This window comes from Streptomyces sp. LS-MS-L19 (genome assembly GCF_058382285.1).
Genome location: NZ_JBYCLL010000001.1, coordinates 1,692,770 through 1,714,924 on the forward strand (window position 1 = coordinate 1,692,770; position 22,155 = coordinate 1,714,924).

Annotated in this window: 20 protein-coding genes; 4 read left to right on the forward strand and 16 right to left on the reverse strand. The window is 71.6% G+C overall.

Annotated elements, in window-relative coordinates; translation table 11 throughout:
- Positions 1-2 precede the first annotated feature (2 nt).
- Genes AC2XR2_RS07355 through AC2XR2_RS07365 form a run of 3 tightly spaced genes read right to left on the reverse strand, consistent with a single transcriptional unit; the run spans position 3 to position 2,853 of the window.
- The gene (locus AC2XR2_RS07355; protein ID WP_123759479.1) at positions 3-815 is read right to left on the reverse strand and encodes an ABC transporter permease; all 813 of its coding nucleotides are present in this window, start codon (positions 813-815) and stop codon (positions 3-5) included.
- A complete protein-coding gene (locus tag AC2XR2_RS07360; RefSeq protein WP_449350189.1) occupies positions 803-1,702 on the reverse strand; it encodes an ABC transporter permease in 900 nt (299 codons plus the stop codon). The genes AC2XR2_RS07355 and AC2XR2_RS07360 overlap by 13 nt, the downstream gene beginning before the upstream one ends.
- Positions 1,699-2,853, reverse strand: a complete 1,155-nt coding sequence (locus tag AC2XR2_RS07365; RefSeq protein ID WP_491514621.1) for an ABC transporter substrate-binding protein — start codon at positions 2,851-2,853, stop codon at positions 1,699-1,701. The genes AC2XR2_RS07360 and AC2XR2_RS07365 overlap by 4 nt, the downstream gene beginning before the upstream one ends.
- A 215-nt stretch (positions 2,854-3,068) precedes the next feature.
- Between AC2XR2_RS07365 and AC2XR2_RS07370 the strand changes: the two genes are divergently transcribed.
- Both AC2XR2_RS07370 and AC2XR2_RS07375 read left to right on the forward strand, forming a co-directional pair.
- Complete coding sequence (locus tag AC2XR2_RS07370; RefSeq protein ID WP_449350187.1) at positions 3,069-3,809, forward strand: GntR family transcriptional regulator; 741 nt, start codon at positions 3,069-3,071, stop codon at positions 3,807-3,809.
- 15 nt (positions 3,810-3,824) lie between these two features.
- The gene (locus AC2XR2_RS07375; RefSeq protein WP_491514622.1) at positions 3,825-4,331 is read left to right on the forward strand and encodes a hypothetical protein; all 507 of its coding nucleotides are present in this window, start codon (positions 3,825-3,827) and stop codon (positions 4,329-4,331) included.
- Here AC2XR2_RS07375 and AC2XR2_RS07380 read toward each other — a convergent pair.
- The 5 genes from AC2XR2_RS07380 to rpe form a co-directional block, all read right to left on the reverse strand.
- The gene (locus AC2XR2_RS07380) at positions 4,324-4,776 is read right to left on the reverse strand and encodes an Lrp/AsnC family transcriptional regulator (RefSeq protein ID WP_020117426.1); all 453 of its coding nucleotides are present in this window, start codon (positions 4,774-4,776) and stop codon (positions 4,324-4,326) included. The two genes, AC2XR2_RS07375 and AC2XR2_RS07380, sit on opposite strands and share 8 nt — an antisense overlap.
- A 10-nt stretch (positions 4,777-4,786) precedes the next feature.
- On the reverse strand, positions 4,787-6,244 hold the full coding sequence (locus AC2XR2_RS07385; RefSeq protein ID WP_449350186.1) for an amino acid permease: 1,458 nt from the start codon (positions 6,242-6,244) through the stop codon (positions 4,787-4,789).
- A 198-nt stretch (positions 6,245-6,442) separates the two neighbouring features.
- Entirely contained in the window at positions 6,443-7,885 is a 1,443-nt protein-coding gene (locus AC2XR2_RS07390; protein ID WP_381305582.1) for a GuaB1 family IMP dehydrogenase-related protein, read from the reverse strand.
- Positions 7,886-8,121: 236 nt separating this feature from the next.
- Complete coding sequence (locus AC2XR2_RS07395) at positions 8,122-9,165, reverse strand: sugar-binding transcriptional regulator (protein ID WP_356464506.1); 1,044 nt, start codon at positions 9,163-9,165, stop codon at positions 8,122-8,124.
- 78 nt (positions 9,166-9,243) lie between these two features.
- The gene (rpe, locus tag AC2XR2_RS07400; RefSeq protein ID WP_330268204.1) at positions 9,244-9,930 is read right to left on the reverse strand and encodes a ribulose-phosphate 3-epimerase; all 687 of its coding nucleotides are present in this window, start codon (positions 9,928-9,930) and stop codon (positions 9,244-9,246) included.
- Positions 9,931-10,064: 134 nt separating this feature from the next.
- Here rpe and AC2XR2_RS07405 point away from each other — a divergent pair, with 134 nt between their 5' ends.
- Positions 10,065-12,221 carry an MMPL family transporter gene (locus AC2XR2_RS07405; RefSeq protein ID WP_491514623.1) on the forward strand — a complete coding sequence of 719 codons (2,157 nt, stop codon included), beginning with the start codon at positions 10,065-10,067 and terminating at the stop codon, positions 12,219-12,221.
- A 1-nt stretch (position 12,222) separates the two neighbouring features.
- Here AC2XR2_RS07405 and AC2XR2_RS07410 read toward each other — a convergent pair whose 3' ends face one another.
- Together AC2XR2_RS07410 and fmt are read right to left on the reverse strand one after the other, a co-directional pair.
- A complete protein-coding gene (locus AC2XR2_RS07410; protein ID WP_381307876.1) occupies positions 12,223-13,668 on the reverse strand; it encodes an RsmB/NOP family class I SAM-dependent RNA methyltransferase in 1,446 nt (481 codons plus the stop codon).
- A gap of 178 nt (positions 13,669-13,846) precedes the next feature.
- Positions 13,847-14,779 carry a methionyl-tRNA formyltransferase gene (fmt, locus tag AC2XR2_RS07415; RefSeq protein ID WP_491514624.1) on the reverse strand — a complete coding sequence of 311 codons (933 nt, stop codon included), beginning with the start codon at positions 14,777-14,779 and terminating at the stop codon, positions 13,847-13,849.
- 268 nt (positions 14,780-15,047) lie between these two features.
- Here fmt and AC2XR2_RS07420 point away from each other — a divergent pair, with 268 nt between their 5' ends.
- Positions 15,048-15,599 (forward strand): hypothetical protein, encoded by a 552-nt coding sequence (locus AC2XR2_RS07420; RefSeq protein ID WP_330268200.1) that lies wholly within the window; start codon positions 15,048-15,050, stop codon positions 15,597-15,599.
- A gap of 228 nt (positions 15,600-15,827) precedes the next feature.
- Here the strand turns inward: AC2XR2_RS07420 and AC2XR2_RS07425 are convergent, their stop codons facing one another.
- The 6 genes from AC2XR2_RS07425 to AC2XR2_RS07450 all read right to left on the reverse strand — a co-directional run bounded on the left by AC2XR2_RS07425 (position 15,828) and on the right by AC2XR2_RS07450 (position 22,155).
- Positions 15,828-17,978 (reverse strand): primosomal protein N', encoded by a 2,151-nt coding sequence (locus AC2XR2_RS07425; RefSeq protein WP_491514625.1) that lies wholly within the window; start codon positions 17,976-17,978, stop codon positions 15,828-15,830.
- A 184-nt stretch (positions 17,979-18,162) separates the two neighbouring features.
- Entirely contained in the window at positions 18,163-19,371 is a 1,209-nt protein-coding gene (gene metK, locus AC2XR2_RS07430) for a methionine adenosyltransferase (RefSeq protein ID WP_381307884.1), read from the reverse strand.
- Positions 19,372-19,611: 240 nt separating this feature from the next.
- Positions 19,612-20,814, reverse strand: coding sequence for a bifunctional phosphopantothenoylcysteine decarboxylase/phosphopantothenate--cysteine ligase CoaBC (gene coaBC, locus AC2XR2_RS07435; protein WP_381307886.1), 1,203 nt, complete (start codon positions 20,812-20,814; stop codon positions 19,612-19,614).
- A gap of 99 nt (positions 20,815-20,913) precedes the next feature.
- A complete protein-coding gene (rpoZ, locus tag AC2XR2_RS07440; protein ID WP_003988945.1) occupies positions 20,914-21,186 on the reverse strand; it encodes a DNA-directed RNA polymerase subunit omega in 273 nt (90 codons plus the stop codon).
- A gap of 51 nt (positions 21,187-21,237) precedes the next feature.
- Positions 21,238-21,795: a guanylate kinase gene (gene gmk / locus AC2XR2_RS07445; RefSeq protein WP_330268196.1), complete on the reverse strand. Its 558-nt coding sequence runs from the start codon at positions 21,793-21,795 to the stop codon at positions 21,238-21,240.
- 36 nt (positions 21,796-21,831) lie between these two features.
- Positions 21,832-22,155, reverse strand: coding sequence for an integration host factor (locus AC2XR2_RS07450; RefSeq protein ID WP_003977346.1), 324 nt, complete (start codon positions 22,153-22,155; stop codon positions 21,832-21,834).

Below are 22,155 nucleotides of genomic sequence, written 5' to 3' on the forward strand. Positions count from 1 at the left end.
GTTCATCCCCGGGAAACGGTACGGGTACGGCCGCCGAAGCCGGCCAGGACGAGGAGCAGCACCCAGGTCACCAGCAGGCTGAGCACGGACACGGCGACGGACAACTGGGCCTGCGAGCCGCTGACGTTGACGATCCACACCGCGAAGGGCTGGAAGCCCAGCAGCTGGGCCACGGTGAACTCGCCGAGCACCAGGGCCAGGGTGAGGAAGGAGGCGTTGAGCAGCGCGCCCCGCAGATTGGGCAGTACGGCTTGGACGAGGGCCTGCGGCCAGCCGGCACCGCAGCTGCGGGCGGCCTCGACGAGGGTGCGCACGTCGACGGCCCGCAGCCCGGCGTCCAGGGCCCGGTACACGAAGGGCAGCGCCATCACGACGTACGCGAGGACGAGCACGAACGGGAAGTCGGGGTTCTGGATCGCCACGAAGGTCTCGAACAGCGGGGTGCGCGAGAGGTGGTCGGGGCCCCACTTGAGGACCGTGCCGATGCCGGCGACGAACGCGATCGGCGGGACGACCAGCGGCAGCGAGCACACCACCTCGACGACCGGGCGCAGCCGGGGCGCGCCCAGCCGCAGCGCGACCATGGCGGGCACCATCAGCAGCAGCACGACGGCGATGGTGGCCAGGGCCAGCTCCAGCGAGAGCAGCAGGCTGGAGACGAAGCCGTCGGTGGAGAAGATCTGGGTGTAGGCGTCGAAGGTGATCCCCTGCCCGGGCACGTCGACGGTGAAGACGACGGACGCGGCGAGCGGCACCAGGAAGTACAGCCCGGCGAGGCCGAGCACGCCCCACCGCCACGGGTTCAGGCGAGCCATCGGGCGCTCCTTCGCTGAAGGGGCAGGTACACGGCCATCACCAGGCCGGCGACCAGGACCATGTCGAGGCTGAGGGCGAGCGCCACGTTCTCCTGGCCGACGAGGACGTTGCCGGAGATCGCGTCGGCGATCTGGAGGGTGACCAGCGGGATCGAACTGCCCACCATCGCGGCGGCGGTGGCGTAGGCGGCGAAGGCGCTGCCGAAGAGCAGCACGAACCCGCCGAGCAGCGTGGGCAGCAGGACGGGCAGGGCCACGAAGCGCCAGTACTGCACGGCCGTCGCCCCGTTGTTCTGGGCGGCCTCGCGCCACTGGGCGCGCAGCCCGTCCAGGGCCGGGGTGATGGTGAGGACCATCAGCGGGATCAGGAAGTACAGGTAGACGATGACCAGGCCCCAGAAGCTGTAGAGGTCCCAGCCCTTGTCGGTGAGGCCCAAGTGCCGGGTCAGGACGCCCGCGTTGCCGAGGGTGGCGACGAAGGCGAAGGCCAGCGGGACCCCGCCGAAGTTGGCGAGGACCCCGGAGGCGGTGAGCACGGCCTCGCGCAGGGCACGGAAGCGGGAGGTCACCACGGCCTGGGCGAGCGGCAGTCCGACCAGGGTGCCGAGCGCGGCGGACACGGCCGACAGCTTCACGCTGCCGAGCAGTGCGGTGAGGTACGCGCCCTCGAGGGAGGCCGTCAGGTTGTCGACGGTGTACGAAGTCGCCCCGGTGGCCGGGTCCTTGGCGGTGAAGGCGCCGTCGAGCATGGCGACGGCCGGGAGTCCGAAGGCGACCGCGACGAACGCGAGCAGCGGGACGACGGCGAGCCAGCCGAGGGCACGGCGCCGCCGCTGCGCCGGAGCGGCGGTCGCCGTGTCGTCGACCCGTGGGAGGGTGGTCGTCATCCGGAGACGGCCTTCGCCCAGCCCCCGGCGATGACCGTCTTGGCCTTGTCCTGCTGGGCCTCGGTCGGGAAGGACGGGGTGCCGGAGACCTGGGGCAGCTTGGCGGCGGCCGTCTTGTCGAGGGTGCCGGCCTTCTCCATGGCGGTCATCAGGGCCGGGCGGGCGTAGCCCTTGAGCCACAGGTTCTGGCCCTCGGTGCTGTAGAGGTACTCCTGCCACAGGCGGGCGGCCGCGGGGTGCGGGGCGTCCTTGTTGATGGCCTGGGAGTAGTACTGCGAGAACTCGCCGTCGCTCGGGACCGCGACCTTCCAGTCGACGCTCTTGGACTTGAACTCGTCGGCGTACCCCGCGTTCAGGTAGTCCCAGTCGATGCTGATCGGCGTCTCGCCCTTCTCGACGGTGGCCGGGGTCGACTCGACGGGCGTGTAGTTGCCGTTCTTCTTCAGCTTGGCGAAGAAGTCCAGGCCGGGCTGGATGTCGTCGAAGGAACCGCCGCTCGCGAGCGCGGCCGCGTAGACCCCGCCGAAGGCCGAACCGGACTTGGTGGGGTTGCCGTTGAGGGCGACCTGGCCCTTGTACTGCGGCTTGAGCAGGTCGGCGAAGGTGGTGGGGCAGGTCTTGACCCGCTTGGCGTCGCAGCCGATGGAGATGTAGCCGCCGTAGTCGTTGTACCAGCGGGCCTGCGCGTCCTTCTGCCCGGTGGGGATGTCGGCGTACGACGCCACCTTGTACGGCGCGAGCAGGCCCTGCTGGGCGGCGCTGAGCGCGAAGGAGGAGCCGAGGTCGAGGACGTCCGGCGCGCGGTCCTGGCCCTTCCTGGACGTCACGGCGTTGATCTCGTCCTGGCTGGAGCCGTCGGGGTTCTCGACGGAGACCTTGATGCCGTACTTCTTCTGGAAGCCGTCGATGAGGGCGCCGTAGTTGGCCCAGTCGCGGGGCAGGGCGATGGCGTTGAGCGTTCCCTCCTTCTTCGCGGCGGCGACCAGCTTGTCCAGGCCGCCGAAGTCCGCGGCGGAGCCGGCGGTGGCGGCGCTCTTGCCGTCGGCGGTGCTCGACGCGGTGTCGGGGGCGGCGCCACAGGCGCTCAGGGCGAGGGCGGCGAGGGTGGCGAGAACACCGAGGGCGGCGCTTCTCGGCAGGGACACGGTCACGGCTTCTCCAGGGGACGCGCGAGGGTGCAGGAGCCAAAGGGAGGAAACTTGTCTGAACAAGTTGGCCCCAGTAAGGCGGGCGATGGTGTCCCACCGGTAAACACTGGCGAAACGCTGGCCCCCGAATTCCCGCACAATCCGGGCCCCCAGCGCACCTCTCGAAATCTCGACTACGCTGGTCACGCTGTGCACAGTGACCGACTCAGAGGGGAAGCATGGCGGCGCGACACGAGGAGATCGCCGACGAACTGCGCCGGGCGATCGACCGCGAGGAGTACACCGTCGGCAGTCTGCTGCCCGCCGAGACGGAACTCGCGGCGCACTACGGCGTCTCGCGCGGAACGGTCCGCCAGGCGGTCGCCGCGCTGACCGCCGAGGGACTCATCGGCTCCCGCCAGGGCGCCCGCCGCGTGGTGCTCGCCAGCCGCCGCAGCCAGAGCTTCGCGGAGCTCAGGAGCTTCGCGGAATGGGCGCGGGCGATGGGCCGGGAGGCTACCGGGCAGGTGGTCGAGCAGGAGTACCGTCCGGCGTCGAAGGAGGACTCGGTCCGCCTCCAACTGCCCGTCGGCACACCGGTGTTGCACGTGCTGCGGATCCGCGGCCTGGACGGTGAACCGGTGTTGCTGGAGCGCACGGTGTACGCCGACTGGATCTCCCCGACCGTCGAGACGATCGAGCCGGACTGCCCCTCGGTCACCCAACGCCTGTACGACGACATGGGGTTGGTCTTCGCCTATGGCGAGCACGTCATCGACGCGGTGGCGGCGGGTGCGCGGGACGCGGCACTGCTGGACGTTCGCCGCACCAGTCCGCTCCTGCGGGTCCGCCGGGTCACCACGACCCGCGAGGGCCGCCCGGTGGAGTGGTCGGACGACCGCTACCGTTCCGATGCGGTGAGCTTCAGCGTGCACAACTCGATAGGAAACAACGCGCTGGCCCGGAAGACGGCGGAGTAGACGACGGAGGTTCCGGTGAACATCCCCGCACTGCCCCGGATCGACGAGCACAGCACACTGGTCCAGGCCGACGTGGGCGACGTCTGGCAGGCACTCTGCGAGACCCTGGAGAACGCCTTCGGCCGCCCTCGCACCGCCCGCTACGCCCGTTTCGTCGGTGCGGCCGACCCCGCGGTGTCCGGACCGCGCCCGCTCGCCGAGGGCTCGACGTTCCCCGGGTTCCGGGTGGCCGCCGCCAGGCCCGGCCGGGAGCTCGTCCTGATCGGCCGCCACCACTTCTCGACGTACGCGCTGATCTTCCGCCTGGACGCGACCGGGGACGGCCGCGTCCGGCTGCGGGCCGAGAGCCGGGCCCGGTTCCCCGGCCCCGGGGGTGCCCTCTACCGCCTCCTGGTCATCGGCACGGGCGCGCATGCCACAGGCGTACGGCATGTGCTGGCAACGGTCCGCAGACGCGCCCTGAAGGGGCGCGGGGAACGGCGCGACCGGCCCCCACCGGCCCGCGGCCAGGACGCTACGTAGGCGAGCCCGAGGAGAAGCGGCGCAGCAGCGGGGAGAGCACCAGGACCGACTTGGTGCGCTCCACGAAGGGCTCGCCCGCGATCCGCTCCAGGACCCGTTCGAAGTGCCGCATGTCCGAGGCGAAGACCTGCACCACCGCGTCCGCGTCACCGGTGACGGTGGAGGCGGCCACGACCTCCTGGTAGCGCTCCAGGCCCCGCTGGATGGTCTCCGGGGAGGTGTTGCGCCGGCAGTAGATCTCGACGAACCCCTCGGTCTCCCAGCCGAGGGCCGCCGGGTCCACCCGTACGGTGAAGCCGGTGATGGCTCCGGTGGCGCGCAGCCGGTCCACGCGCCGCTTCACGGCGGGCGCGGACAGACCGACGATCTGCCCGATGTCCGCGTAGGAGCGGCGGGCGTCCTCGGCGAGGGCGTGCACGATGCGTTCGTCGAGATCGTTCAGCACGGTGGGTGGATCAGCTTTCGGGTGTTGCGAGTCGGGAACGGCGATGGCCGTACACGAAGTAGAACACGAGCCCGACGGCCATCCAGACCCCGAAGACCACCCAGGTGACGGTGGACAGGCTGCCCATCATCCACACGCAGAAGGCGAAGCCCAGCGCCGGGAAGACCGGCGAGAGCGGGACACGGAAGGTACGGGGCATGTCGGGGCGGGTCCGGCGCAGCACCACGACGGCGATGTTGACCAGCGCGAAGGCGAAGAGCGTGCCGATGCTGGTGGCGTCGGCGAGCTGCCCGAGCGGGATCGCCGCGGCCAGCACCCCGCAGAACAGGGACACGATCACGGTGTTGGCCCGGGGCGCCCCGGTCTTGGGGTGGACGCGCGCGAACACCTTCGGCACGAGTCCGTCCCGGGCCATCGCGAAGAGGATGCGGGTCTGGCCGTAGAGCACGGTCAGGACGACGCTCGCGATGGCGATGACCGCGCAGAACGCCAGCAGGGTGCCCCAGAAGCTCTGCCCGGTCACCTCGCGCATGATCTGGGCGAGCGCGGCCTCGGAGTCGTTGAAGTGCTGCCAGGGCTTCGCACCGACCGCGACGGCCGCGACCAGGACGTAGAGCGCGGTCACGATGACCAGCGAGAGCATGATCGCGCGCGGCAGGTCGCGCTGGGCGTTCTTCGCCTCCTCGCCGGCGGTGGAGGCGGCGTCGAAGCCGATGTACGAGAAGAACAGCGTGGCACCGGCCGCGCTGACCCCGGCCATGCCGAGCGGCATGAAGTGCTCGTAGTTGCCCGAGCGGAAGCCCTGGACGCCGATCGCGCAGAACAGCACCAGCGCGGCGATCTTCACGACGACCATGACGGTGTTGGCGCGGGCGGACTCGCGGGCGCCGCCCAGCAGGAAGGCCATCGCGAGCAGGACGACGATCAGTGCCGGAAGGTTGAAGACGCCGCCGTCGCCGGGCGGGGCGGACAGGGCGTCCGGGATGGTGACGCCGATCGTCCCGTCGAGCAGCTCGTTCAGGTACTCGCCCCAGCCGACGGCCACGGCGGCGACCGAGACGCCGTACTCCAGGACCAGGCACCAGCCGCAGATCCAGGCGATCAGTTCGCCCATGGTTGCGTACGCGTACGAGTACGAGGATCCGGAGACCGGGATGGTGCCGGCCAGCTCGGCGTAGGAGAGGGCGGAGAACAGGGCGGTGAGTCCGGCAATCACGAAGGAGAGCGTGACGGCGGGGCCGGCCTTGGGGACCGCCTCGCCGAGCACCACGAAGATGCCGGTGCCGAGGGTGGCGCCGATGCTGATCATCGTCAGCTGCCACAGGCCCAGGGAGCGCCGCAGCGCGCCTCCCTCGCCCTGGCCGCCCTCGGCGACCAGGCGTTCCACGGGCTTGCGCCGCATGAGGCGGGCGCCGAGCCCCGTGGCCTGTGGGGTCCGCTGTTGCGGGGGTGCGCCTTGGTCGAGCACGCGCTGACTCCTTCGTCGCTGCAGGTGAGTACAGCGAAGCACCCTACGAGCCCGGACGTCACAGTCGTAATGCAGCAACCTTGCACGCACTCGCAAGATCGTTGCGTTCCGCACGGAAGGGCGGCCCTTCGTTGCGCGCGCCCCTGACCGGGCATGCGAACGGCCCCCGCATCCGCGCGGGGGCCGCATGCGACGGACCTAGCTCCAGCTGGCGTGCAGCGGCTTGCCCTCCGCGTAGCCCGCCGCGCTCTGGATGCCCACGACCGCCTTCTCGGCGAACTCCGCGAGGGAGTTCGCGCCGGCGTAGGTGCAGGAGGAGCGGACCCCCGCGATGATCGAGTCGATCAGGTCCTCCACGCCCGGGCGGGCCGGGTCGAGGAACATCCGGGAGGTGGAGATGCCCTCCTCGAACAGCGCCTTGCGGGCCCGGTCGTACGCCGACTCCTCGGACGTGCGGTTGCGGACGGCCCGCGCGGAGGCCATGCCGAAGGACTCCTTGTAGAGCCGCCCGTTCGCGTCCTGCTGGAGGTCGCCCGGCGACTCGTACGTGCCCGCGAACCACGACCCGATCATCACGTTGGAGGCACCGGCCGCCAGCGCCATGGCGACATCGCGGGGGTGCCGTACACCGCCGTCGGCCCACACGTGCTTGCCGTACTTCTTCGCCTCGGCCGCGCACTCCAGCACGGCGGAGAACTGCGGGCGGCCGACGCCGGTCATCATGCGGGTGGTGCACATGGCGCCGGGGCCCACGCCGACCTTGATGATGTCGGCACCGGCCTCGACGAGGTCCCTGACGCCCTCCGCGGCGACGATGTTGCCGGCCACGATCGGGACCCGCGGGTCGAGCCCCCGGACCGTCCTGATCGCGGTGATCATCGACTCCTGGTGGCCGTGCGCGGTGTCGATGACGAGCGTGTCCACGCCCGCGTCCAGCAGCTGCTTGGCCTTGCCCGCCACATCGCCGTTGATGCCGACCGCGGCGGCGATCCGCAGCCTGCCCTGCGCGTCCACGGCCGGTGTGTACAGCGTGGCCCGGAGCGCGCCCTTGCGGGTGAGGATGCCGGCGAGCCTGCCGTCCGTGTCGACGGCCGGGGCGTAGCGGCGGTTGGCCGCGTCGAGCCGGTTGAAGGCCTCGCGCGGGTCGATGCCGGCGTCCAGGAGCAGCAGGTCGCGCGACATGACGACCTCCAGCTGGGTGAAGCGGTCGACACCGGTCAGGTCCTGGTCGGTGACGACACCGACGGGCCGGCCCGCCTCGTCGACGACCACCCCGGCGTTGTGCGCGCGCTTGGGCAGCAGGGCCAGCGCGTCGGCGACGGTCTGGTGCGGGGCCAGCACGATCGGGGTGTCCAGGACGTGGTGGCGGCTCTTCACCCAGGAGACGACCTCGGTGACGACCTCGATCGGGATGTCCTGCGGGATGACGACCAAGCCGCCGCGCCGGGCCATCGTCTCGGCCATGCGGCGCCCGGCGATGGCGGTCATGTTGGCGACGACCAGCGGGATCGTGGTGCCGGTCCCGTCCGGGGAGCTGAGGTCCACGCCCTGCCGCGAACCGACGGCGCTACGGCTCGGGACCATGAAGACGTCGTCGTAGGTCAGGTCGTACGGGGGCTGGATGTCGTTGAGGAAACGCACGTGCTGCACATCCCAGTCGATCGGAGGCGGCCCCCGGTCAGGTCAGCCAGGGGGAAAGAGCACGTACTTCATTCTCCCACGTCGGGCGCGCGGTCACCCACGGTCGAATCGTCCAGACCGGCCGGAGGGGGCTTGGGACGAACCTCCAAAGGGCGTGGTCGCCCTGTATGCGACCCGAGCCACGCGGAAGGGGGCGGTCACCGCACGGTGACCGCCCCCTCCTGCCTGACCTTCCGTCAGGACCCGTCAGGGTCCGCCCTGTTGAGGGCCGGCTTCGGGGTGGGGCCCGCCGTCATCAGGGAGTCCGCCGCGGAGGTGTCCGTCACCAGGCTGGTGACGAGCCCCGACCGCAGCACCGCGTCGATCGCGGCCGCCTTCCGCTGCCCGCCCGCGATCGCGACGACCTCGGGGATACGGCGGAGCTGGTCGGCCTTGACGGTGATGCACCGCTCGCCCAGGTCCCGCCCGACCCGGCGGCCCTCGGCGTCGAAGAGGTGCGCGGACATCTCGGCGGCGACACCGAGCGAGGCGTAGTGGCCGCGCTCCTCGTCGCTGAGCATGTCGTGCACCGTGGAGATGCCGGGCTCCCAGGAGCCGATGGAGACACAGGCGACCGTGACCTTGTCGAAGTACTCGAAGGCCCGGGCGATCCCGGTCTGGTTGCGCAGCGCCGCCGCGGTGGCCGCGTCCGGCAGCAGCATCGGCGCGTAGATGGGGTGGGCGTCCCCGCCGGACACCTGGGCGGCCCGGCGCACCGCCTCCACCGAACCGCGCTCGGCGGTCCCGGCGTCGTAGACACCCGTCAACTGCACGACCGTGCACGGCGGCAGCCGGTCCAGCGCCGCCGCCATGTGGATGGTGGACCGGCCCCACGCCAGTCCCAGCACATCCCCCTCGTTCACCAGCTCGCCGAGCAGGTCGGCGGCCACTTCCCCCAGGTTCTCCGGGTCGGGCGAGTCCTCGACATCGGCCGGGGACTCGACCACGACGGCGTGCCTGAGGCCGTAGCGGGCGCGGAGCGCGTCGGAGCGCTCGGCGTCCAGTTCGGCCGGCACGCGGATCTCGATCCGCACGAGATCCCGTTCGAGGGCGGTCTCCAGGACCCGGGCCACCTTGAAGCGGCTGACGCCGAACTCCTCGGCGATCTGGATCTTGGATTTGCCCTCGAGGTAGAAGCGGCGGGCCATGGCCGCCGCCTGCACCAGCTCAGCGGGTCCCATCCGCATGGCTGACCGGCCCGCCGACATACCCGACACGGCGATCTCCTCACTGCTGTTCACACTCTGGATTCGCCGTTCATCCTTGCAGATCCGGCGCACTTGATCAGCCCTGATCGGAGCCGTTCACGTTCCTGACGCTCAGTGGTCGCACGCCCACGAGGCCTTGGTGATCGCCCCCTCGGCTTGGTTGCGCAATGCACGTACCGCTTCTGCCGGGTCGGACGCCCCGTACACCGCGGACCCCGCGACGAAGACATCGGCGCCCGCGTCCGCGCAGCGCTCGATGGTGGCCGCCGAGACCCCGCCGTCGACCTGGAGCCACAGCTCGAGGCCGTGCTTGCTGATCAACTCGCGGGTCCGGCGAATCTTGGGGAGCATGATGTCGAGGAACGCCTGTCCCCCGAAACCGGGCTCGACGGTCATGATCAGCAACATGTCGAGCTCGGGGAGCAGGTCCTCGTACGGCTCGATCGGCGTCGCGGGCCTCAGCGCCATGGAGGCGCGCGCGCCCTTGGCCCGGATCTCCCGGGCGAGCCGGACCGGAGCGGCGGCCGCCTCCACGTGGAAGGTGACGGAGGAGGCCCCCGCCTCTACGTACTGGGGCGCCCAGCGATCGGGGGCCTCGATCATCAGATGGCAGTCCAGCGGGGTGTCCGTCGCACGGGCCAGCGACTCTACGACCGGCACCCCGAGCGTGAGGTTCGGGACGAAATGGTTGTCCATGACGTCGACGTGGAGCCAGTCGGCTCCTTCCACCGCCTTCGCCTCGTCCGCGAGGCGGGCGAAGTCGGCGGACAGGATGCTGGGATTGATCTGCGCGGCCATACCCCAAGCCTCCCATGCCGGGGCGCGACGGGGCGCGCCGGTCCGGACCTAAGCCGTTCATCGGATGTTGTGGACGAGCTGTGCGTGCCATGCTGGGCGGCTGATCGACTCGACTGGTGGCGCCGGGGGTGGCCATGACCGGAAATCGAGGCATCGCGCACTTCGTCTGCGGACGGCGTGCCAAGTGGGTGGTACTGGCCTTCTGGCTGGTGGTGCTGTTCCTGACGGCACCCCTCGCCTCGAAGCTCACCGACGCCCAGGACAACGACGCGGCCTCCTGGCTGCCCGGCTCCGCGGAGTCGACCCAGGTCCTCCAGATCTCCGAGGACTTCAGGCCGGAACAGATCCCCGCGGTCGTCGTCTACGCGCGCGACAGCGGCCTGACCCCGCAGGAACGGGCCACGATCGCCAAGGACGTCGCCGAGATCAAGCGGCTGACCGCGCACGGCATCCGCGGCGCCGAGACCCGGGGGCCGATCTACGACCGGCAGAACGACCCGCGCGCGGCCCAGATCCTCGTCCCGATCACCATGGACGAGAAGGGCTGGGAGGAGATCGCGCCGGCGGTCGACTCCATCCGTGACGTGGTGGGCAAGGGCGGCGACGGGCTCGCCGTGCACATCACCGGGCCCGGCGGCACCTCCGCGGACTTCTCCGAGGCATTCGAGGGCATCGACTCGACGCTGCTGCTGTCGGCGATGGCCGTCGTGATCGTCATGCTGCTCATCACCTTCCGCAGCCCCACCCTGCTCCTCGTCCCGCTGCTCTCGGTGGTCGCGGCGCTCTTCACCGCGCAGGCCTTCATCTACCTGCTCGCCGAACACGCGGGCCTGACGGTCAACGGCCAGAGCGCGGGCATCCTGACGGTCCTCGTCTTCGGCGCGGGGACCGACTACGCCCTGTTGCTGGTCGCCCGCTACCGCGAGGAACTGCACCGCCACGAGGACCGCCACGAGGCGATGGCCCTCGCCCTGCACCGCGCGGGTCCCGCCGTGCTCGCCTCGGGCGCGACCGTCGTCCTGAGCATGCTGGTGCTGCTGGCCGCCGAGATGAACTCGACCCGCGGTCTCGGCCCGGTCGCCGCGATCGGCGTCATGGTCGCCCTGCTGGCGATGATGACCCTGTTCCCGGCCCTGCTGGTGATCTTCGGCCGCTGGATCTTCTGGCCGGCAACCCCGCGCTTCGGCGCCCCCGACCGCATCGAGACCGGCGTCTGGGCCCGCACCGGCCGCCGGATCGCCCAGCGCCCCCGCATGACCTGGATCATCACGGCCCTGGTCCTCGCGGTCTGTTCCCTCGGCCTGATCCAGCTGCGCGCCGAGGGCATCGGCAACGCGGACGCGTTCACCGGGAAACCGGACTCCATCACCGGCCAGGAGGTGTCCGCGAAGTACTTCCCGGCGGGCAGCGGCGACCCCTTGGTGATCGTCAGCAACCAGGCCCAGGCACGCCAGGTGGGCGAGGCGGTCGCCGGCACCCGGGGCGTGGTGCCCGAGTCCCTCGGCCTGCCACCGGGCACGAAACCGTCGTACGAGGGCAAGGTCCTGTTCGAGGCGACGATGACGGCGCCGGCCGACAGCGAGGCCGCGAAACAGACCGTGGAGCGGGTCCGGGACGCCGTCCACGCGATCCCGGACGCCGACGCCCAGGTCGGCGGCGGTACGGCTTCGCTGCTGGACATGGACAAGGCGACCACGCACGACAACATCCTGATCATCCCGCTGGTGCTGGTCGTCGTGATGCTGATCCTGTGCGGCCTGCTGCGCGCCCTGATCGCCCCGCTGCTGCTGATCGGGACCGTGATCCTGTCCTTCGCGGCGGCCCTGGGCATCAGCGCCCTGGCCTTCCGCCACCTGTTCGACTACGCGGGCGAGTCGACGGACTTCCCGCTGTTCGTCTTCGTCTTCCTGGTCGCCCTCGGCATCGACTACAACATCTTCCTGACCACCCGCATCCGGGAGGAGGCGGCCCACCGCGGCACACGGCCGGGCGTGGTCACGGGCCTGGCCGCGACCGGCGCGGTCATCACCTCCGCCGGCCTGGTCCTGGCCGGCACCTTCGCCGCCCTCGGCACCCTCCCCATGGTCGCCTTCGCGGAGATCGGCTTCGCGGTGGCCCTGGGCGTCCTCCTGGACACGTTCATCGTCCGCTCGGTCCTGGTGACGTCGTTGTTCCTGGACGTGGGCGAGAAGATCTGGTGGCCGCACAGTCTCGCCAAGGCGGACGATGCCGACCTGGGGGCGCGGGGAACTGCGCGACCGGCCGAGACGGCGCAGCAGACGCAGGACTAGCTCAGCCCGTCCTGCGCATGACCGCCATATACATCGCATCCGTCCCGTGCACGTGCGGCCACAACTGAACGTCGGGCCCCTCACCGAGTTCCGGCACACCGGGGAACAACGGCCGCGCGTCGATCAGTTCCGCGGCCGGCCACTGCTTCAGCACGTCCTGAACCACCGCCCGGGTCTCCGCGAGATGAGGAGAACAGGTCGCGTATCCCACCACCCCGCCCACCCTGACGGAGTCCAACGCGGTGCTCAGCAACTCCCGCTGCAACGGCCCGAACTGCTCCAGATCCTCCGGCCGGCGCCGCCACCGCGCCTCCGGCCGCCGCCGCAACGCCCCGAGCCCGGTGCACGGCACATCCATCAACACCCGGTCGAAGCTGCCCGGTTGCCAGGGCGGCCGGGTCCCGTCCGCGGCGATGACCTGATACGGCCCCGGGTTGCCGGCGAGCGCCTTGGCGACCAGCCCGGCCCGGTGCGGCTGCTTCTCGGAGGCCAGCAGCGCGGCCCCCCGCTCGGCGGCGAGCGCGGCGAGCAGCGCGGCCTTGCCACCCGGTCCCGCACACCCGTCGAGCCACTTCTCGTCCCGCCCTTCGAGGGGCGCGTTCGCGAGGGCCAGCGCGACGAGCTGACTGCCCTCGTCCTGCACTCCGGCCCGGCCTTCGCGTACGGCCTCGACGGCACCGGGCTCACCGCCCTCGGCGAGCCGTACGGCGTACGGCGACCAGCGCCCGGGCGCGGCGGCCTCCTCGCGCGACAGCTCCTCGGTGGTGGACCGGCCCGGCCGGGCGACCAGCGTGACCTCGGGCCGCTCGTTGTCGGCCTCCAGGAGTTTCTCGATGCCGGCTCGGCCGCCGCCGAGGGAGTCCCACAGCGCGGAGACGACCCAGCGGGGATGGGAGTGCACGACCGCGAGATGGTCCTCGGGGTCGTCGTCGTAAGGCGGGGCGACCTTGGCGACCCACCCGTCGAGATCATCCTGAGCGACCTTCCGCAGCACGGCGTTGACGAACTTGGCCCGTCCGTCCCCGAGCACGACCCGGGCGAGCTCGACGGTGGCGGACACGGCGGCGTGCGTCGGGATGCGCGTCCCCAGCAGCTGGTGCGCACCGAGGCTCAGCACGTCGAGCACCGGCGGGTCGACCTCGCGCAACGGCCGGTCGACACACTGGGCGATGATCGCGTCGTACGTCCCCTGCCGGCGCAGTGTCCCGTAGACGAGCTCGGTGGCGAGCGCCGCGTCCCGCCCGTCGAAGCCGCCCTTCTCCCGCGCCTTGCGCAGCAGCGGCGGCAGGACGAGATTGGCGTACGCGTCCCGCTCGTCCACCGCCCGCAGCGCCTCGAAGGCGAGGATGCGGACGGGGTCCTTCTGGGGCCGACGGTAGGGCTTTCCGGGCTTTCCCGGCTTACCGGACTTGCCGGTTGCGCCGGGCCGGCTGGGCTGCTCGCTCACGAAAAAGGTGCTCCGGGGATAAGGGCTGGATACGCCCCAAGAGTACGTCCGCCGGGGACACCGTCGCCCTCCGAGGTCCTGGGCCAGCCCTGCGTGACCCGCCGCGGTTCTCTCTCCCCCCGCGTACCCGGCGCCGCCTGCACCTGCGCCTGCACCTGCGTCACGGACGTCACCGGCGTCACCCGCCGACGCGCTCCCCGTCCGAGATCCTGACCCCCCGCGCCCAGTCCGCGGCCTTCATCGGCTTCTTCCCCTGCGCCTGCACCCAGAGCAGCTCGACGCCGTACGACCCCGTGCCGACGTGGACGCTGTTCTTGCCGACGGCGAGCGCGCCGGGGGCGAGATCGGTCCGGTCGGTGGCCGACTGGACCTGGATCAGCTTGAGCCGCTCGCCGCGGAACGTCGTCCACGCCCCGGGCGAGGGGTGGCACCCGCGCACCACCCGGTCCACCCGCAGCGCCGGCGCGGCCCAGTCCACCCGCGCGTCCTCGACGGTGATCTTCGGCGCGACGGTGATCCCCTCGGACGGCTGCGGTACGGCCTTCAGCGTGCCGTCCGCGATCCCGTCCATGGTCGCCGCGAGCAGCCCGGCCCCGGCGAAGGCCAGCCGGGTCAGCAGGTCACCGCTGGTGTCGGTGTGCCGGATCTCCTCGGTGACGGTGCCGTAGACGGGCCCGGAGTCCAGCCCCTCCTCGATGAGGAAGGTCGAGGCCCCCGTGATCTCGTCGCCGGCCATGATCGAGTGCTGCACGGGAGCGGCCCCACGCCAGGCGGGCAGCAGCGAGAAGTGCAGGTTGACCCAGCCGTGGGCGGGGATGTCGAGGGCGACGCGGGGCAGCAGGGCGCCGTAGGCGACGACGGGGCAGCAGTCGGGGGCGATCTCCCGCAGCCGCTCGAGGAACTCGGGGTCCCGCGGCTTGACGGGCTTGAGCACCTCGATCCCCGCCTCCTCGGCCCGCTCCGCGACGGGGCTCGCGACCAGCCTGCGCCCCCGTCCGGCCGGCGCGTCCGGCCGCGTGACGACGGCGGCGACCTCGTGCCGCCCGGAGGCGATGAGAGCGTCCAGAGCGGGAACGGCGACCTCGGGAGTACCGGCGAAGACGAGCTTCATGGGTGGGCGGGACCTCTCGGACGAGGGTGACGACGGGCAACGCACAAGTCTATGGCGAGCCGTGGCCACGGCCCGCGAGGAACCCCCGTACGCAGTCCCCGCCCACCTGCCCCAAGGCGCGCACCCCCCACCCCCGGCGCACGCATATGCCGGTACGCCCCCATTGCGTGACCAGCGGAGCGTAGACGCGTTGGTCAAGAAAGAGTTGACCACAACGGGCCGCGATCGCGGCCCCGTCCTTTTCAACGCCGGTTCGAGAGGCTTGTTCATGGCCGACCACGCAACCCACGACGCCCAGGCTCGGGCCAGCCTGCACTTGCTGGTGCGGGACATCGAGCGGGTCCGCCGGCAGGTGGACGCACTGCGCACGCTGACCGCCCAGCTGGGCAACGTCTACCGCCCGCGCCGCTCCGGTCCCTCCACGGGCTTCGTCGTCTACGGACGCGCCCCCGCCCCCACGGTCCGTCTCGCGCAGGAGTTGCGGGACAGCGTCGAGACCCTGGTGACGGCCGCGGTCGACTTCGACCGCTCGCTCGGCTTCTCGTGGGACGCGGTGGGTTCCGCCCTCGGGGTCACCAAACAGGCGGTCCACCGCCGCTACGGCGCCCGCAGGGCCGCGGCCCAGACCACGACCGAGGCCGAGCGCACCCCGGAGCCGACGGGGACCCGCACGGTCAGCGTCAACACCGGCATCCCCGCGGTCCCTTCGGTCCCCACGGTCCCCGCGGCCCGCTCCATGCCGACCCAGCCCACCGCGGGCAGCCCCGCCCTCCGCGACGAAGCAAGACCCACAGCCTTCCCCGGCCCCCGCAACGGCTGACCCACACCCCATCTCTGCCCTCCCCACGCTGGGGAGGGCAGACGCATGTCCAGCCCGTACGGCGACGGTCGCCGTCGCCCGTGCCAGAGAAGACCCGTCACTCGCCGACGGCGCCGCACCCCCACAGGGGCCACCCGCACCCGACAACGAAAGCCGCACGGGTGGTGCGGGTGGGAACCCCAAAAACCACCCACCCACCCACCCACCCGCACCCGAAAACCAACCCCGTCACCCGATGTCAGGCGGATCCACCCGCACCCACACCACCCCCTCCCCCCGCGCAGCCATCCGCGCAGCCTGCGCCGCCTTCAGCGAAGCGGCCAACGCCGCCCCCCTCCCCGGCGGCACCCGCACCAACACCCGCTCCCACCGCTCCCCCACCGGCGGCGCCCCCACCCTCCGAGGCCCCCCGACCCCCGTCACCGGCAACGGCACAGGCCCCAACACCTCCGCCTCCGCCGGCAGTTCCACCGCCGCCATGAACCCGGCCAGCGCCTCCCCCGCCCCCGACACCGCCGCCATCCGCGACACCGGCGGAAACCCCAACTCCGCCCGCTCCCCCAACTCCCGCACCGCATGCCCCACCGGATCCCACCGCACCAACGCCTGCACAGGCCGCAACGTCGGCTCGGCGACCACCACCACCGTCCCCCCGGCCCCCTGCCCCCGCACCAGCGCCGCCGCCGCGATCCACCGCCGCAACGCGTCCTCCCCGGCCCGCAGATCGGGCCGCCCGAGCATGGCCCACCCGTCCAGCAGCAGCGCCGCCGCATACCCGCCCTCGGCGACCGGCTCCGCCCCCGGCGTACTCACCACCAGCGCCGGCGCCCCCGGCACGGTGTCCAGCACATGCTCACGCCCCGACGTCCGCACCGGTACAGCCGGAAACGCCCGCCCCAACTCCTCCGCGGTACGCCGCGCCCCCACCACCTGGGCCCGCAGCCGGAACCCCCCGCACTCGGGACAGTGCCAGGCACCCTCCTCGCGCCCGCACCACCCGCACCGCAGGGCGGCTCCGGACTCCTGCCCCTCCAGCGGCCCGGCGCAGTGCCGACACCGCGCCGGCGCACGGCAGTTGGCGCACGCCATCCGCGGCACATACCCCCGCCGCGGCACCTGCACGAGCACCGGCCCGTGCCGCAGCCCCTCCCTGACGGCCTGCCAGGCGAGCGTCGGCAGCCGGGCCGCACGCGCGGCCTCGTCCCGTGCGAGATCCTGGTCCCCGACGGTCCGCACCAGCGGAGCGACCGCCCGCACCTGCTCCCGTGAGGCGACGAGCGGCCGCGCCCACCCGCTCTCGACGAGCTGGGCCGCCTCCACGGTGCAGCTCCAACTCCCCAGCAGGAAACCGCACTTGTCCTGAGCGGCCCGCAGCAACAGCACTTCGCGCGCATGCGGCTGCGGCGCGTGCGGCTCACTGTGGCTGTCGTCGCCGTCGTCCCACAGAGCGACGAGGCCCAGGTCCTGCACGGGGGCGAACATGGCGGCCCGCGTCCCGACCACGGCCCGCACGGCCCCTCGCCGCACGGCCAGCCACTCCCGGTACCGCTTCTCCGGCCCGGCGTCGGCGGTCAGTACCGCGTGCCGCCCCTCCCCCAGCACCGAGGTCAGCGCGGCGTCGACCCGGGCGACGGCCCGCCCGTCCGGCACCACGACCAGGGCACCCCGCCCGGAGGCCAGCGTCGCCGCGACGGCCCGCGCCAGCTCCTCGCTCCACTCCGGCCCGGGCAGGGCGTTCCACACCGCGCGGGGCGCGCCCCCCGAGGCCAGCGACTCCAGAAACGCGCCCCCACGCTCGTACCGCCCCCAGGACCCCACCTCAGGCGCCCCGGGCGGCGGCAGGGGCGCGGGCGAGGGCCGCTGCTCGGCCCGGGCACTGCGAGGCGGCACGGCGAGCTGCAACACATCGGCGAGGCTGCCCGCATACCGGTCGGCGACGGCCCGGGCGAGCCCCAACAGCTCCTCACTGAGCACCGGCTCCGGAGACACGACCTGGGCGAGCGCCGCCAGGGGCCCGGAGTAGTCCGACGCGGCGAGGCGCTCGACCAGGAACCCGTCGATCAGCCCCCCGCCCTCACGCCGCCCGTCCCTGACCCGCCCCCGCCCGGCCCCGAACCGCACCCGTACCCGCACCCCCGGCTGCGCGTCGGCGTCGAGTTCCTCGGGCACCGCGTAGTCGAAGTACCGATCAAGATGCAGCACCCCCTTGTCGACCAGCACCCGGGCAACGGGCAGCTCCTTGGCCAACGCGGCCCCCCGCCACGTCCTGGGCTTGGCCCGCGGCACCTTGGCCTTACGCACACTCTCCCGAATAAACGCAAGCTGCTCCGGCGCCCCGGCCTCCCCCGAGCGCTCCGCCCCCTCGTTCTCGCTGCTCACAGCATCATTGGTACCAGACCCCACTGACAGACGGCCGCGCCCGACCCCGCCGTCGCCCACCCCTGCCTGGCCGGGATCGCCTACGCCGCGCCGTCACCGAACGAACGCGATGGAGGAAACGCCGAGGCCCGGCACCCCCGAAGGGACACCGGGCCTCGCGGCAAACCGTTGGAGCGCTACAGGCCTACAGCCCCGCGGCCTTGCGCAGCGCCTCGACCCGGTCCGTCTTCTCCCACGTGAACTCGGGCAGCTCGCGGCCGAAGTGGCCGTACGCCGCCGTCAGGGAGTAGATCGGGCGCAGCAGGTCGAGGTCGCGGATGATCGCGGCCGGACGCAGGTCGAAGACCTCGTCGATCGCCTTCTCGATCTTGTCGGTGTCGATCTTCGCGGTGCCGAAGGTCTCCACGAACAGACCGACCGGCTCGGCCTTGCCGATCGCGTACGCCACCTGGACCTCGCAGCGCGAGGCCAGACCCGCGGCCACCACGTTCTTGGCGACCCAGCGCATCGCGTACGCCGCCGAACGGTCCACCTTGGACGGGTCCTTGCCCGAGAAGGCACCGCCGCCGTGGCGGGCGTAGCCGCCGTAGGTGTCGATGATGATCTTGCGGCCGGTCAGGCCGGCGTCGCCCATCGGGCCGCCGATCTCGAAGCGACCGGTCGGGTTGACCAGGAGGCGGTAGTTGTCCGTGTCGAGCTTGATGCCCTCGTCCAGGAGCGCCTTGAGCTCCGGCTCCACGACGAACTCGCGGATGTCGGGGGCGAGCAGCGACTCCAGGTCGATGTCGGAGGCGTGCTGCGAGGAGACCACGACCGTGTCGAGGCGAACGGCCTTGTCGCCGTCGTACTCGATGGTGACCTGCGTCTTGCCGTCGGGGCGCAGGTAGGGGATGGTGCCGTTCTTGCGGACCTCGGACAGGCGCTTGGCCAGGCGGTGCGCCAGGAAGATCGGCAGCGGCATCAGGGTCGGGGTCTCGTCCGTCGCGTAACCGAACATCAGACCCTGGTCGCCCGCACCCTGGCGGTCCAGCTCGTCCTCGTCGCCCTCGACCCGGTTCTCGTACGCCGTGTCGACGCCCTGCGCGATGTCGGGCGACTGCGCGCCGATGGACACCGAGACACCGCAGGAGGCGCCGTCGAAGCCCTTCTTGGAGGAGTCGTAACCGATCTCCAGGATCTTCTCGCGCACCAGCTGGGCGATCGGCGCGTAGGTCTTGGTGGTGACCTCACCGGCCACATGCACCAGACCGGTGGTGATCAGGGTCTCGACGGCGACCCGGGACGTCGGGTCCTCCTTGAGCAGCGCGTCGAGGATGGTGTCACTGATCTGGTCAGCGATCTTGTCGGGGTGACCCTCGGTCACGGACTCCGAGGTGAACAAGCGACGGGACACAACGCTCCCTGGGGTTGCAGCGGCTGCTGGCTGATCATTGGCGGACGGGCTCGGGGGCTGCGCCCGGCATCGTCCGAGAACAGCTTATCGGTCGTCCTCGGCCACCGGCCTCCCTGTCTCGCCACTCGGGAGTGCCGTGACCTGCGGCACGGGCATTGTGCCCAATTCCGAGCGGGCTTGACCAGGGGCGCCACGCGACTGTGGCAGAGGTTTGAGGGGACCGAGAAACGAATGAAACATTCAGGAGAGGCGACGCGCCACCAGGTCCCAGACGGTTTCGGCCAGGAACTCCTTGGGGCCGTGCGGCACCGGGGTCTCGCTGCCGTCGGCGCCGAGCACCACGGCCTCGTTCTCCTCGGACCCGAAGGTCTTGCGCTCGCCCACCTCGTTGACGACGAGGAGGTCGCAGCCCTTGCGCTCCAGCTTCCTCCGGCCGTTGGCCAGGACGTCGTCGGTCTCGGCGGCGAAGCCGACGACGACCTGGCCGGGGCGGGCGCGCTCGGCCGAGATCTCGGCGAGGATGTCCGGATTCCGCACCAGGACGACGGGCTCGGGGTCCTGGCCGTCCTTCTTCTTGATCTTTCCGGTGGCGTAGTCCCGCGGCCGGAAGTCCGCGACCGCGGCCGCCATGACGACCGCGTCGGCGTCGGCCGCCGCCTTCAGGACCGCCTCACGCAGCTGTACGGCCGTCCCCACCGGGACCACGTCCACGCCGGCCGGGTCGGGCAGCCCGGTGTTCGCCGCGACGAGCGTGACCCGGGCGCCCCGCGCGGCGGCGGTGCGGGCGAGGGCGTAGCCCTGCTTGCCGGAGGAGCGGTTGCCGAGGAACCGGACCGGGTCGAGGGGCTCGCGGGTGCCACCCGCGCTGACGACGACATGCCGTCCGGCGAGGTCGGGCTCGGTGACGCCCCGGGCCAGCACCCGGCGGCAGACCTCGAAGATCTCGGCGGGGTCCGGCAACCGGCCCTTGCCGGTGTCGACGCCGGTCAGGCGGCCGACGGCGGGTTCGATCACGATCGCGCCGCGCCGCCGCAGGGTCGCCACGTTCTCCTGGGTGGCCGGGTGCTCCCACATCTCGGTGTGCATCGCGGGCGCGAAGACGACCGGGCAGCGGGCGGTGAGGAGGGTGTTGGTGAGCAGGTCGTCCGCGAGTCCGTGGGCGGCCTTGGCGAGCATGTCGGCGGTGGCCGGGGCCACGATCACGAGGTCGGCGTGCTGTCCGATGCGGACGTGCGGGACCTCGTGGACGTCGTCCCAGACCTCGGTGGAGACCGGGTGGCCGGAGAGGGCGGACCAGGTGGCGGCGCCGACGAAGTGCAGGGCGGAGGCGGTGGGCACGACACGGACGTCGTGACCGGACTCCGTGAGCCTTCTCAGCAGCTCGCAGGCCTTGTAGGCGGCGATGCCACCGCTGACCCCCAGCACGACCTTCGGCTTGTCCACCAGGTCTCCCCTTCCTCGAACCTACGACTCCATGACACACCACAGGCCCGACAGTCGCGCTGCCGGGCCTGTGGAAAAGCCAACTGCAATCTGAAAGTACTACTGCGCCGGGCCCTCGACGGCCTCGGACGTCAGCAGACCCGCGTTGATCTCGCGGAGGGCGATCGAGAGCGGCTTCTCGTGGACGTGGGTGTCCACCAGCGGACCGACGTACTCGAGGAGGCCCTCGCCGAGCTGCGAGTAGTACGCGTTGATCTGGCGGGCCCGCTTGGCCGCGTAGATCACGAGGCTGTACTTCGAGTCGGTGGCCTCGAGGAGCTCGTCGATCGGCGGGTTGATGATGCCCTCGGGCGCGGAGATGGAAGAGGACACGCTCTACCTTCCGATGGATGGGAAAGAATCAGTGTCAGTGACCGATGACGATCACAGGACATCCATCAAGGCTAGCAGCTCGCGCGCCACGTCCTCGACGGAGGTGTTGACCAAGGTCTCGTCGAACTCGGGTTCAGCCGCCAGTTCGACCTTCGCCGCCTCCAGGCGGCGTGCGATCACCTCGGGCGGCTCGGTGCCCCGTCCGGTGAGTCTGCGCACCAGCTCCTCCCAGGAGGGAGGAGCCAGGAACACCAGCTGGGCGTCCTTCATGGACTCACGGACCTGCCGGGCGCCCTGGAGGTCGATCTCCAGGAGGACGGGCTCGCCCGCCTCCAGCCGCTCCAGGACGGCCGCGCGCGGCGTGCCGTAGCGGTTGCCGGCGAACTCGGCCCACTCCAGAAGCTCGCCGTTGGCGATCAGCTTGTCCATCTCCTCGTCGGTGACGAAGAAGTACTGGACGCCGTGCTTCTCGCCGGGGCGGGGCTTGCGGGTCGTCGCCGACACCGAGAGCCAGACCTCGGGGTGTTCCTTGCGCATATGGGCGACGACCGTGCTCTTGCCGACCCCTGAGGGGCCGGAGAGCACGGTCAGCCGCGGACGTTCACTCATACAGCGATTATTCCAGCAATCCCGGAGTGCCCGGGCTCAGGAACCGGTGCTGCCGAACTCACGCTCCAGCGAAGCGATCTGGTTGGAACCGAGGCCGCGTACACGGCGGCTCTCGGAGATGCCCAGTCGCTCCATGATCTGCTTGGCGCGGACCTTGCCCACGCCCGGCAGGGACTCGAGCAGGGCGGAGACCTTCATCTTGCCGATGACGTCGTTCTCCTGGCCCTGCTTGATGACCTCGTGAAGAGAGGCGCCGGAGTGCTTGAGTCGATTCTTGACCTCGGCCCGCTCCCGGCGAGCCGCGGCGGCCTTTTCGAGCGCGGCTGCGCGCTGTTCAGGGGTAAGGGGCGGAAGAGCCAC

What these genes read in the sequence shown, in the direction of transcription:
- rpe (WP_330268204.1), bottom strand. Translation starts at nt 9,930, where the DNA reads ATGGCCGCGCAGATCAATCCCAGCATCCTGTCCGCCGACTTCGCCCGC.
- gmk (WP_330268196.1), bottom strand. Translation starts at nt 21,795, where the DNA reads ATGAGTGAACGTCCGCGGCTGACCGTGCTCTCCGGCCCCTCAGGGGTC.
- AC2XR2_RS07370 (WP_449350187.1), top strand. Translation starts at nt 3,069, where the DNA reads ATGGCGGCGCGACACGAGGAGATCGCCGACGAACTGCGCCGGGCGATC.
- AC2XR2_RS07360 (WP_449350189.1), bottom strand. Translation starts at nt 1,702, where the DNA reads ATGACGACCACCCTCCCACGGGTCGACGACACGGCGACCGCCGCTCCG.
- AC2XR2_RS07420 (WP_330268200.1), top strand. Translation starts at nt 15,048, where the DNA reads ATGGCCGACCACGCAACCCACGACGCCCAGGCTCGGGCCAGCCTGCAC.
- AC2XR2_RS07405 (WP_491514623.1), top strand. Translation starts at nt 10,065, where the DNA reads ATGACCGGAAATCGAGGCATCGCGCACTTCGTCTGCGGACGGCGTGCC.
- AC2XR2_RS07355 (WP_123759479.1), bottom strand. Translation starts at nt 815, where the DNA reads ATGGCTCGCCTGAACCCGTGGCGGTGGGGCGTGCTCGGCCTCGCCGGG.
- fmt (WP_491514624.1), bottom strand. Translation starts at nt 14,779, where the DNA reads ATGAAGCTCGTCTTCGCCGGTACTCCCGAGGTCGCCGTTCCCGCTCTG.